Origin of the sequence: uncultured Sulfuricurvum sp. (genome assembly GCF_937936435.1) — a bacterium.
Taxonomy (GTDB): domain Bacteria; phylum Campylobacterota; class Campylobacteria; order Campylobacterales; family Sulfurimonadaceae; genus Sulfuricurvum.
The window spans coordinates 1-12,208 of record NZ_CALDDG010000057.1; the positions used below are offsets into that span (position 1 = coordinate 1).

The following is a 12,208-nucleotide window of genomic DNA, read 5'->3' on the forward strand; positions in this document are numbered from 1 at the left end:
TGGAGCTGGGCGGAACGTACCGCTCTTGCCGAAGCGGAAGTCGAATACGAGGACAAAGAGGACTACTCGATCTATGTCGCGTTTGAGCTTAATGACGATGCAAAAGTACGTGTCGGTATCGAAGGAAAAGCGGCGATCGTCATCTGGACGACAACACCGTGGACCTTGCCAGCCAATACGGGGATCTCTCTAAACCCTGATGAAGTGTATGTCCGTACATCCGATGGATACATCGTTGCTGAAAAGCGCTACAACGCACTGATCGAAGAGGGGGTTTTCAGCGGAACCGTCGTACAAAAAATCGAAGCGAAAAAATTTGAAAACAGCTATGCGATCAACCCGCTCAACGGGCGAGGATCGCATCTGGTTCTCGGGGAACACGTATTGATGGAGAACGGTTCGGGGTGTGTTCATACCGCACCGGGGCACGGGGAAGACGACTACCGTGTCGGTCTTCGCTATAACCTCGAAGTGGTGATGCCGGTCGATGAAACGGGGTGTTACGATCAGACGGTAGTCCGTGAAAAACTTCTCCCGAATCCGGAAGAGTTTGTCGGAACCCATATTTTCAAAGCGAATGAGCCGATTATCGCCCTTTTGGGTGAGAGTGCATTGAAAGTCTCCAAATTCCGTCACTCCTACCCGCACTGTTGGAGAAGTCATACGCCGCTCATTTATCGTGCAACGAAACAGTGGTTTATCAGCGTTGACGGAACTCCTGAAGGGGAGAGGAAAACACTTCGCGAAATCGCGCAGGCAGAAGTGGTAAAGACGGCGTTTTACCCCGAATCGGGGCGTAACCGTTTAGGCTCTATGGTCGAAAACCGCCCTGACTGGTGTATCTCGCGTCAGCGTGACTGGGGTGTGCCGATCGCATTTTTCCGCGTCAAAGCGACGGGAGAAGTGATCCTCGATGAGAAGGTATTGAATTACATCGCGATGATTTTTGAGATGCACAGTACCGATGCGTGGTATTCGATGAGCATCGAAGAACTCCTGTATCCGGGATCGGGATACAAGGCCGATGAACTTGAAAAAGTCTCCGATATTTTGGATGTATGGTTTGACAGCGGCTCAACATGGAATGCGGTGCTTAAATCACGTAACTACGATGCAGGGCAATATCCTGCCGATTTGTATATCGAAGGTTCAGACCAGCATCGCGGATGGTTCCAAAGCTCACTCTTTTTAAGTACGGCGGTGGAACACGTAGCTCCGTATAAAGCGCTTCTCACTCACGGCTTTACCGTTGATGAGAAGGGTGAGAAGATGTCGAAATCCAAAGGGAACGTTGTTGCACCGGAGAAAGTACTCAGCCAGTACGGAAGCGAAATTCTGCGTCTTTGGGTAGCGATGAGCGACTATCAGGGGGATTTGAAAATCTCCGATAATATCCTCAAACAAATCGCGGAACAGTACCGCAAACTGCGTAATACATTTCGTATTATGTTGGCGAATTTGGACGGTTTAGAGGAAATCGTACCGTACAGTGAAATGGGTGAAATCGATAAATGGATCGTCTCTAAAGCCAAAGAGGTTTTTGACGAAACCCATCGTCTGTTTGGAGAATATAACTTTGTTCATGGTATGAGCGGTCTGAATTATTTTATCGTTAATGAGCTCAGCGGTGTTTACATCGATATTACGAAAGACCGTATGTATTGTGATGCCGCTGATTCGGCGGAGCGCCGTTCAACCCAGAGTGCCATGGCGATTATCGCTAAATCGATGTTGGGACTGATTGCGCCGATTTTGACGTATACCGCCGATGAAATTTTCGAAAATGCTCCCTCAGTCATCAAAGGCTCAGCTAACGATATTTTCGATGTGACCTATGCTGCGATCGAGAGTGTTGAAAGCAGCTGGGATGAAGCGACGATGAAAGTAATCCGTGAAAAGTTCAATGAGATTGTGGATGGATTGAAAAAAGAGAAAGTGATTAAAAATACGCTGGAACTCGTTATCTCTACAACGTCAACGGTTGCAAAAGCGATGAAAAAAGCGGATATCGAAGAGTATCTCGTTATCTCCAAATGGTGTGCTTGCGAACTCAAAGATATATTGGGGACGTTTGAGATTGAGGGAGATAAATTCAATATTGCTTTAGCTTCGAAAGCCAAATGTCCGCGCTGCTGGAAATACCATAGCGAAGACGAAGAAACTCTTTGCCCTCGTTGTGCGCAGGTCGTTGCATAATGATCGATGTCACGCAACCCGTGCCACTGAGCTTTATTGCTCTGACGGTCGGAGTGATTTTTATCGTAATCGCCATCGGAATCGCGATGGTAAAACAAGCAAAACGTAGAAAGGAAAGTGTATGATCACACTTAAAGAGGCGTTAAAACTCTCGAAAGAAGAGCTTGTATCACTCAAAGAAGAATTAAAAACGAAGATTGCGGCGTATCCTGAACTCAATGCTTATATCGATGTCGAGAATGTCGGTGAAGGGATTCCGATCGCGATTAAAGACAATATCCAAGTAACCGGATGGTCAGTCACATCGGGTTCTAACATTCTAAAAGGGTATATCGCACCGTACAATGCTACGGTCATCGAGAAGCTTTTAGCTGCAAATATGTCCCCTTTCGGACGAACCAATATGGATGAGTTCGCGATGGGATCAACGACAGAGAGCAGCTGTTACGGTAAAACCCTTAATCCGTTGAACCATAACTGTGTTCCGGGGGGAAGTTCGGGCGGCTCGGCTGCGGCAGTCGCGGCAGGCCTTGCGGTAGCGGCACTGGGAAGCGATACCGGCGGATCAATCCGTCAACCGGCGGCATTTTGCGGAATCGTCGGGATGAAACCGACCTATGGACGTGTCAGCCGTTACGGTCTAGGGGCGTATGCGAGTTCATTGGATCAGATCGGGCCGATGACACAAAACGTCGAAGATGCAGCGATTCTGTATGATATCATCCAAGGGTATGACCCGAGAGATTCGACCTCTGCGGATCGAAATGACGGTACAGTAAGTGATAAGCTCGATTCTTCTGTAAAATTGACAATTGCTATTCTCCCGGAATATGTCAAAGATGCGTCCGAAGAAGTCCGTAAAGCATACGCTAAAGCGGTGGAAGCGCTTAAGAATGCCGGACATACGATCATCGAAAAAACGCTGATGGATCCTAAATACGATATTTCAGCCTATTACATCACGGCAACGGCGGAAGCGACTACTAATCTTGCCCGTTACGACGGTATCCGTTACGGTAACCGCGTAGAGGGAGATAATCTCAAAGACACTTTTTTGCAAACCCGCTCAAAAGGTTTCGGTGCCGAAGTACAACGCCGTATCATGCTGGGCAACTTTGTTCTCTCTTCAGGCTATTACGATGCTTACTATGTCAAAGCGCAAAAAGTGCGCCGATTGATTCAAGAGGAGTATAATAAACTTTTTGAAGAGGCAGATTTGATCCTCAGTCCGGTCGCTCCGCGCACGGCGTATGAATTCGGCGCTCTGAGTGATCCGCTCGAGATGTATTTGAGCGATATTTATACGATTTCGGTCAATTTAGCGGGGCTTCCTGCTATTTCATTGCCGATCGATACCGCTTCGAACGGTATGCCGGTAGGTCTTCAGCTAATAGCTGCTCCGTATGCGGAGCAAACACTGTTTAACGGGGCTTTGAGTCTCGAAAACCAACTAAAACCAAAGGATAATTGATGAATATTCGTAAACGCGCGCTCACTTTTGAAGATGTATTGCTCATCCCTAAATACTCAGAAGTTCTTCCGAAAGAGGTCAATCTGAAAACCATGCTAACCCGTAATATTCCACTCAATATTCCGATGGTATCGGCTGCGATGGATACGGTTACCGAATATCGCGCGGCGATTGCTATGGCGCATTTGGGCGGAATCGGTATCATCCATAAAAATATGGATATCGAGACGCAGGTTAAGCAGATCAAAAAAGTCAAAAAATCGGAAAGCGGTATTATTATCGATCCGATCTACGTTCATCCCGATGCGACTCTTGCCGAAGCGGAACAGCTGATGAGCGAGTTTAAAATTTCGGGAGTTCCGGTTGTCGACGGACATAATAAGTTGCTCGGTATCTTGACCAACCGTGATATGCGTTTTGAAAAAGATTTGAAAAAACAGGCTCATATGGTCATGACTCCGATGCCTCTCGTAACTGCAGAAGCGGGGATTACGCTCGAAGAAGCCGAGCAAATCATGCATAAAAACAAGATCGAAAAATTGCCGATCATCGATGAAAGTGGATTTTTAAAAGGTCTCATTACGATCAAAGATATCAAAAAACGGATTGAATATCCTCATGCTAACAAAGACGATTTCGGACGTCTCCGTGTCGGTGCCGCGATCGGTGTCGGTCAGCTTGACCGGGCAAAAGCCCTTGTCGATGCAGGGGTAGACGTGTTGGTTCTGGATTCGGCTCACGGACATTCAAAAGGGATAATCGATACGGTCAAAGCGATTAAAAAAGAGATGGTAATCGATATTATCGCCGGTAACGTTGCAACGGGAGAAGCGACGGAAGCATTGATCGAAGCGGGTGCTGACGGTGTCAAAGTCGGTATCGGACCGGGATCGATCTGTACTACTCGGATCGTAGCGGGTGTCGGTGTTCCTCAAATTTCGGCAATCGACGAATGTTCTGCCGTCGGGCGTAAATACGGAGTTCCGATCATTGCCGACGGCGGTATCCGCTATTCGGGTGATATCGCAAAAGCGCTTGCCGTCGGTGCCAGCGCAATCATGGCCGGTTCATTGCTCGCCGGGACGGAAGAATCCCCCGGTGATACGATCATGTATCAAGGGCGCCAATACAAATCGTATCGGGGAATGGGTTCTATCGGTGCGATGACAAAAGGCTCAACCGATCGTTATTTCCAAGAAGGTACGGCTGCTGATAAGCTGGTTCCTGAAGGTATTGAAGGACGTGTCCCATACCGTGGAACAATCGCGGCAGTCGTGCACCAAATGATGGGTGGACTCCGCTCTTCTATGGGATATTGCGGTAGTGAAAGTATCAGTGCATTCTGGGAAAAAGCGGAATTCGTCGAAATTACCAGCGCTGGGCTCAAAGAGTCTCATGTGCACGATGTTATTATAACCCAGGAAGCTCCGAACTATCACGTTTAAGATTTGTTTTCCCGAATAGCTATCCTGATTAATTCAATAGGGATAGAAGGGAAAAAATATCGGATGACGATACAATTGTATATAACAATGTAAAGGATGATTATGCAATTTCAAACCGAAGCGCTACATGCTGGATATACTAAAGATACTCAACGGACGATGTCAGTACCGATCTATATGAGTACGGCATTTGATTTTGGCAGTGCTGATTTTGCTGCAAGCAGCTTTAATCTCCAACAAGGGACGGATAACGTTTATACCCGAGTCGGAAATCCGACAACAGGAGTTTTGGAAAAACGGTTTGCAGCTTTGGAGGGCGGAAGCGGCGCACTGGCTGTAGGAAGTGGAATGAGTGCTATATTCTACAGCATATTGAATGTCGCGCAGGCCGGTGATAATATTGTTGTTGCGAATCAGCTATATGGCGGAACGGTTACACTCTTTTCTCAAACCTTAAAACGTCTAGGGATTGAAGCACGTTATTTTGACATACATTCTCTCGACACTGTTGAAACATTGATAGATGAACATACAAAATGTATCTTTTTTGAGAGTATTACAAATCCTAGCATCGATGTCCCGGATTTTGATGCTCTGATTGCCATCGCTAACAAACATAGTATAGTGACAATAGTTGATAATACGGTAGCCACCCCTGTACTGTGTCAGCCGCTATTGCTGGGTGTAGACGTTGCTGTTCACAGTGCAAGTAAATATACGACTGGGCAAGGGCTTGCAATTGGCGGATTGATTGTCGAGCGAAAAAATCTTGCGGATAAAATCAAAGGGAATCCCCGTTATCCTGATTTTAATACGCCTGAAGTGAGCTATCACGGATTGGTTTTTGCCGATTCAGTTGTTAGTGGTATTTTGTTTACTTTCAGAGCTAGAATGGTCTTAATGCGTGATACAGGGGCTGTTCTCAGCCCTTTTAATGCATGGTTATTTATTCAAGGAGTGGAAACATTATTCCTTCGAATGAAACAACATTCTCAAAGTGCGTTAAGTATTGCACAATGGCTTGAAAAACATCCGAAAGTTAAAAAAGTAAATTATCCATTACTATCGTCGGATAAAAGTTATAAGAATGCAGAAAAATACCTCACTAAAGGGGCGAGTGGATTGCTCAGTTTTGAGGTAGATGATTTTGAAACGGCAAAAAAAGTGTTGGATAGCGTAGAAATCTTCTCTATTGTAGCCAATATCGGAGATAGCAAGTCGATTATTAACCATTCCGCATCTACTACGCACCAGCAGTTGAGTAAAGAAGAATTGAAAAAAGCTGGGGTCAGCGAAGGTCTGATTCGGTTAAGTATCGGTTTGGAAGCAGCACAAGATTTGATCGATGATTTGACACAGGCATTTAACGCGTAAAGGCAGTTATGTTAAATTTACAGACTCATAAAGAACATTTTACGAACCCGCTCTATTTGGAGAGCGGGCGTATTCTTGAACCGTACGATATCGTCTATGAGACGTACGGAGAACTTAATGAAGCGAAAGATAATGTGATTGTGGTCTGTCATGCCCTCACAGGTTCCCATCACGCGGCGGGAACCTATGAAGGAGACAATAAACCCGGATGGTGGGATGGTCTTATAGGACAGGGCAAAGCGGTAGATACCGACCGTTTTTTCGTGATCTGTACCAATGTCATCGGAAGCTGTTTTGGCAGTACCGGGCCAATGTCGATGCGTTATCCGTATAATGAACCGTATCGGTATAAGTTTCCGGTTATTACTATTTTAGATATGGTAAAAGCGCAAAGAATCTTATTTGACCGTCTGGGAATTCATCAGGTACATGCAGTGATCGGCGGATCGATGGGCGGAATGCAGGCATTGATATTCGGTGTTTTTTTCCCCAATTTTGCGAAAAAAATTATTGCAATGGCGACAACGGCCGCGACTCAGCCGTGGGCAATCGCCTTTAATAAAGTAGCCCAAGAAGCGATTCTCAAAGATCCGGAATTTAAAAACGGCTATTATGATTCTGAAGTGGTTCGTGAAAACGGTCTCAGCGGTATGGCGATCGGACGGATGGCAGGGCATATCAGCTTTTTGTCCCATCAGTCGATGGCTAAAAAATTTGGTAGGGAGTACAAACGGACAGACGGTTTGTACGAACTGTTCGGAAAGTTTCAGGTCGAATCGTATCTTGAGTATAACGGATACAATTTTACCAAGTGGTTTGATCCGCTGTCATACCTCTATATTACCAAGGCGATTAATATTCACGATCTCTCCAGAGGATTCGATTCGATCGAAGAGGCCCTCTCGAAAATTACGGCGGAACTGTATCTCGTCGGGTTCGAAAAAGATATCCTTTTTCTCCCGTCCGAAATGGAGAGCATCCATACGGCGATGTGTGCTATCGGGAAAACCAACAGCGATTACTTCGAGGTTCAAAGCGACTACGGGCACGACGCCTTCTTGGTTGAAATCGATAAAATCGAACACTACGTACGGGAGGCATTATGATGGAAGAAGAGAATTTTGAAACGAAGATTGCCAATGCGAAAGCGATTTTAGAAAAACTGATGGACCCGGCCTTGCCGATGAATGAAAGCGTCAAAGCATACGAAGAGGGGATGAAAGAGCTTAAATCGGCTGAAAATATGTTGGAAAAAGCCCAACTGCAGATTCAAATCATCAAGAATCAGGAGCAATAATGCGTATCGCCATCCTTCAACTTCCCTCCATCGGAATGGGGAGCAGCAAACTCGAAAGCTATGCTCGTGTAGCACATCAAAAAGGGGTTAAACTTATGTTGCTGGGGGAGTATCTCCTGAACCCTTTTTTCAAAGAGTTGGTTCATACTCCCGTTTCGATGATTGCGGAACAAAGTGCTCATCAGGTGGAGACTTTGAAGATGTTGGCTTCAAAATACGATTTGACCTTCGTTGCTCCGATCGTCACGGTCAAAAAGAAAGAGTGCACTAAAACAATTGCGAAAATAAACGGTCGAAGTATCAGCTATTATCCACAGCAGTTTTTGATCAATTATCCCCATTGGAACGAAGAAAAATTTTTTAATAATCCGATCGAACCGGTCAAGCCTCCGATGATTTTTGCTTTGGAGGGATTTAAATTTGCGGTAATGGCAGGATTCGAGCTCCATTTCGATCCGTTGTGGGATGCGGTGAGTTCGAAAGCGGTCGATGCGGTTTTAGTCCCGAGCGCTTCTACATTCGAATCGCATAACCGATGGCGCGAACTGATCAAAATGCGCGCCTTTACCCATAATTGCTACATTCTCAGAGCTAACCGCATCGGTGAATATTTTGATGACAAACATGCCTGGAAATTTTACGGCGATTCGATGGTGGTCTCGCCGGATGGAGAGATCGAAGCGGATCTCGGTAACACGGAGGAACTCTTGATCGTCGATCTCGACCGCAAAAGTTTGAGCGAGTCACGTAAAGGGTGGGGATTTAAAGAGGCTTTGAGAAAGCGTAAATAACGAATTTTGATCGGAGGCAGACGATGATGCATTATTTCCATCGGCAAGTACAACTATGGGGAGAAGAGACGCAAGCTGCTTTGCAGTCAAAACGTATCGCGATCATCGGAAGCGGCGGACTCGGTTCTTCGTTGGCGTATGCATTAGGTGCTTCGGGAATCGGTACGATCCATATGGTCGATTTCGATACAGTGAGTCTGCATAATATCCATCGCCAGATTGCATTTAAGACGGGGGATGAAGGGAAATACAAGGCAGAGATAGCCGCAGAGGTGATTAACGAGAGATGCCCCTATGTAAAAGCTTACGCGCATGTATGCCGTTTTGAAGAATTCACCGAAAAAAATATAGAGATTGATTTGATTATCGATGCAACGGACAATCTCCCTTCACGCGGTGCGATCAATATGTATGCCAAATCCTCTCATCTGCCGTGGATTTACGGATCGGTTGAGGCATTTAACGGTCAGGTTTGCTTCTTCGAAGAGGCTTCGTTTAATGAGCTCTTTAAAATCACCCAAAAAACTCCTGCCGGTATCGCCGCACCGATCGTGATGCATATCGCTTCGTTGCAGGCAAACCTCGCATTACGGTATTTGGCAGGTTTAAGTGTCAAAAAAGACTATTTGTATTATCTTTTTTTTAATGGAGAAGGGGAATTGATAACCCAAAAGTTTGCTCTTCCCAAAATGGAAAAATGAAGGACTGTGATTGCATAGAGTAGTGCGAAGGGTAATAAATCATAAATATACGCAAATCAAGCCTGAGATTCTCCAAAAAGATACAATTATCGATTTTGACTGCTTTATCAAACGATTTGATGATTATGTCATTATTATTGAAGCCGGAAGCGCTATCACCGATAGTTTAGTAAAAAAAATCCAGCAGCATAAAGTCATTTATGTTTTGAAACATGATATGGAGAAAGTAAACGTTTATACGACGCTTTATTTTAAAGGTGAAGATGACTATTTAAACATAACCGGCGAAGAGATTATAGTATATGCATTAAAACTCAGTGAAACGGTATCGGATATCAGTACCGTCGAAAAACGTTTGGAGACGGTATATAAAACGACATCCGATCTAATGCGATATATTTTTGAACGATCAAACGACCAAATGCCGATAGACGCACTTAAGACGTGCGTGACGGAAATAATACGTTCCGTCGATGTTCCTATCAATATCCTGCCGTTATTGCTCGATATTTTGCCTCAATATTACACCACTTATCATCATAGTGTCAATGTTGCTTTTTTTGCGGCTATTATCGGTAAATACAGCGATATACCCAATGAAAAATTAAAGAATCTTGCTTACGCGGGATTATTGCATGATATCGGTAAAATGCACATCGATCCTATCCTTTTGGCTAAGCCGGAACAGTTGGATGAAAATGAGTATAAAATAATTAAACGTCATTCGCAAATGGGATATACAATTTTGGAAATGAACAAAATTGACGATAAGGATATCGTTGGCGGTATTTTGTTTCATCATGAAAAGCTTGACGGTACGGGTTATCCGCAAGGACTTCGCGGCAAGGTTATTCCGAAGTTTGCCCGTATAATCGGAATGTGCGATGTTTTCGACGCATTAACGACACATCGCACTTATCGTCAAAACTATAGCAGTTATGAAGCTCTCCTGCTTATAAAACAGGAGATGAGGGAACAATTCGATGAAGTCTATACGGATACGTTTATCCGATTGTTATCAAAGAGTTGAGATATAGTGCGCTACGGCTTTGAGCTGAGCATCATCCAACCCTTTTGCCTGCCCTTGCATAATCATTTTCATCTCTTTGCCGTAGGTTCCGTTTTGGTAGCCTTTAAGCACGTCGATGATTTTTTGCTCTTCCCAGCCTGCAATAATTTGTGATTTGCCCAGTGCCGATTTTTCGGCTTTGCTTCCGTGGCATGAAACACATTTTTGATTGAATACGCTTGCTCCGTCAACAGTAGCCGTTTCGGTAGTTTTCGGCTCTACGGCTTTCGGTGTATCCGATGTTTGTGTCGTTGTCTCTGATGGGGCAGCTTCTGTCGCTGTTGGCTCGGTAACGTTTTCTTCGACTGGAGCCGGTTTTTCGGCTGTGACAGGTTCGCCGTTTGTCTCAACGGTATCGGAAGCATTGTTACATCCGGCTAGGATCACGGAACAAATAACGGGAAGAATATATTTCATAAAAATACTCCTATTCTAATTTAGGATATTTTACGATAAGTTAGTTTGATTTTGTTTTAAAAGAATGAGTTGGGAAAGAGGGTATTTCGCACCGAAGTGCGAAACAAGAGTAGCGGATGCTAAACTTATTTAGCTTCAGCAGCAGGAGCAGCTTCAGCAGCCGGTGCAGCTTCTTCAGCAGCAGGTGCAGCAGCTTCTTCAGCAGCAGGCATTGCAGCTTCTTCAGCAGCAGGTGCAGCAGCTTCTTCAGCAGCAGGTGCAGCAGCTTCTTCTGTAGCAGCAGGTGCTTCAGTAGTAGCAGACTCGCTGCATCCGATAAACATAGCAGCTAAAAGCAACGCAGAAACGATTTTCAACATGGTAAGGCTCCTTAAAAAATATGGCGGAAGTATACCACTACTCACCCCACTCTTGTCAAGAGATTTTGTTTAAAATTACAATATTTTTTTGAAAGTGCCTGAAATAGGGCATTTCGAAGGATCAAAAAAATCTCAAAACGGTTTGAAAAAAGGGAGAAAAAGTGACAAATTTAGAGTAAGTTTTTTGATTTTTTTTGATTTTTTGAGTCTATTTACCGATGGTTTCCTTTTTGGAGGCATTTAAGAAGAAGAAGAAAGTAAGTGTTAAAAAGATTGATGTATGCGGATGATTCTCCGAAAAATTCGGAGAAAATAGAGGAGAAGGAGGAAGACTTATCGACCTGCCGGAAGCAAATCGGGAATCATATCGGCAGAGTTTTCTTCTTCCCATCCGCCTCCCAATGCTTTGTAGAGAGAAATCGTCGATACCAATGCATTTTGTTTGGCGATAATATAACTTTGTTCAGCTTGGAGCCATTGCTGCTGAACGCTTAGCATATCATCATACGAGATCGTACCGACCTGATAACGCAATTTGGCCTGTTCCAATGCCTTTTTAATGGAAGAGGAACTTTTAGCCTGATATTGGACCTGCTCTTTTGCTTTTTGTGTCTGGCCCAAAGCATTGTCGGTATCATTGAAGGCACTCACGATGGCTTTTTTATAGGTTGCCAACATTTGATCCCGATCGGCTTCCGCCGTTTTGATTTTGCCGGCAATAAGCCCTGCTGAAAAAATCGGCACACTCACCGATGGAGCAACCTCCCACAATCTTGCGGGGTTAGAGAGAAAATCGCTGAGTTCCAGGCTCTGTACTCCTAACATACCCGTTAGTTTGAAGGAAGGGTAGTACTGTGCGCGAGCTACACCGATTTGTGCGTTAGCTGAAATCAGGTTCTGCTCTGCAGAAGCGATATCCGGTCGGTGCTGCAGGATCGAGCTTGGGAGTGCATCCGGCACTTCGGGGAGGGTAATGGAATCAAGAGCGTTTGTCTCGACTCTGGCAGGGTTTCGCCCCAAGAGGAGGTTAAATGTGGCCTCTTAGATCGGAAGAGCGTCGTGTAGGGAAAGAGTGTAGATCTCGGTGG

At 45.0% G+C, this 12,208-nt stretch carries 13 protein-coding genes; 10 read left to right on the forward strand and 3 right to left on the reverse strand.

Annotation, left to right across the window (positions count from 1 at the left end; translation table 11 throughout):
• The 9 genes from ileS to Q0389_RS06490 all read left to right on the forward strand — a co-directional run.
• Positions 1-2,196: isoleucine--tRNA ligase (gene ileS, locus Q0389_RS06450; RefSeq protein ID WP_298692882.1), on the forward strand; the 2,196-nt coding region annotated here is incomplete at its 5' end.
• A gap of 121 nt (positions 2,197-2,317) precedes the next feature.
• Positions 2,318-3,667, forward strand: coding sequence for an Asp-tRNA(Asn)/Glu-tRNA(Gln) amidotransferase subunit GatA (gene gatA, locus Q0389_RS06455; protein ID WP_298692884.1), 1,350 nt, complete (start codon positions 2,318-2,320; stop codon positions 3,665-3,667).
• On the forward strand, positions 3,667-5,112 hold the full coding sequence (guaB, locus tag Q0389_RS06460) for an IMP dehydrogenase (RefSeq protein WP_298692886.1): 1,446 nt from the start codon (positions 3,667-3,669) through the stop codon (positions 5,110-5,112). The genes gatA and guaB overlap by 1 nt, the downstream gene beginning before the upstream one ends.
• A gap of 102 nt (positions 5,113-5,214) precedes the next feature.
• Positions 5,215-6,486 (forward strand): O-acetylhomoserine aminocarboxypropyltransferase/cysteine synthase family protein, encoded by a 1,272-nt coding sequence (locus tag Q0389_RS06465; RefSeq protein WP_298692888.1) that lies wholly within the window; start codon positions 5,215-5,217, stop codon positions 6,484-6,486.
• A gap of 8 nt (positions 6,487-6,494) precedes the next feature.
• Complete coding sequence (locus Q0389_RS06470; RefSeq protein ID WP_298692890.1) at positions 6,495-7,592, forward strand: homoserine O-acetyltransferase; 1,098 nt, start codon at positions 6,495-6,497, stop codon at positions 7,590-7,592.
• Positions 7,589-7,783 carry an exodeoxyribonuclease VII small subunit gene (gene xseB, locus Q0389_RS06475; protein ID WP_298692892.1) on the forward strand — a complete coding sequence of 65 codons (195 nt, stop codon included), beginning with the start codon at positions 7,589-7,591 and terminating at the stop codon, positions 7,781-7,783. Before Q0389_RS06470 ends, xseB begins: the two co-directional genes overlap by 4 nt.
• The gene (locus Q0389_RS06480) at positions 7,783-8,574 is read left to right on the forward strand and encodes a carbon-nitrogen hydrolase family protein (protein ID WP_298692894.1); all 792 of its coding nucleotides are present in this window, start codon (positions 7,783-7,785) and stop codon (positions 8,572-8,574) included. Before xseB ends, Q0389_RS06480 begins: the two co-directional genes overlap by 1 nt.
• 23 nt (positions 8,575-8,597) lie before the next feature.
• Complete coding sequence (locus Q0389_RS06485; RefSeq protein WP_298692896.1) at positions 8,598-9,275, forward strand: HesA/MoeB/ThiF family protein; 678 nt, start codon at positions 8,598-8,600, stop codon at positions 9,273-9,275.
• Between the two features lie 10 nt (positions 9,276-9,285).
• Positions 9,286-10,305, forward strand: a complete 1,020-nt coding sequence (locus tag Q0389_RS06490; protein WP_298692898.1) for an HD domain-containing phosphohydrolase — start codon at positions 9,286-9,288, stop codon at positions 10,303-10,305.
• Here the strand turns inward: Q0389_RS06490 and Q0389_RS06495 are convergent.
• On the reverse strand, positions 10,294-10,761 hold the full coding sequence (locus Q0389_RS06495) for a c-type cytochrome (RefSeq protein WP_298692900.1): 468 nt from the start codon (positions 10,759-10,761) through the stop codon (positions 10,294-10,296). The two genes, Q0389_RS06490 and Q0389_RS06495, sit on opposite strands and share 12 nt — an antisense overlap.
• Positions 10,762-10,886: 125 nt before the next feature.
• Positions 10,887-11,120: a hypothetical protein gene (locus Q0389_RS06500; protein ID WP_298692902.1), complete on the reverse strand. Its 234-nt coding sequence runs from the start codon at positions 11,118-11,120 to the stop codon at positions 10,887-10,889.
• An 88-nt stretch (positions 11,121-11,208) separates the two neighbouring features.
• Here Q0389_RS06500 and Q0389_RS06505 point away from each other — a divergent pair, with 88 nt between their 5' ends.
• Positions 11,209-11,364: a hypothetical protein gene (locus Q0389_RS06505; RefSeq protein WP_298692904.1), complete on the forward strand. Its 156-nt coding sequence runs from the start codon at positions 11,209-11,211 to the stop codon at positions 11,362-11,364.
• Positions 11,365-11,453: 89 nt separating this feature from the next.
• On the opposite strand, the gene Q0389_RS06510 is transcribed toward Q0389_RS06505, so the two are convergent.
• A complete protein-coding gene (locus tag Q0389_RS06510) occupies positions 11,454-12,140 on the reverse strand; it encodes a TolC family protein (protein WP_298692906.1) in 687 nt (228 codons plus the stop codon).
• Positions 12,141-12,208 lie beyond the last annotated feature (68 nt).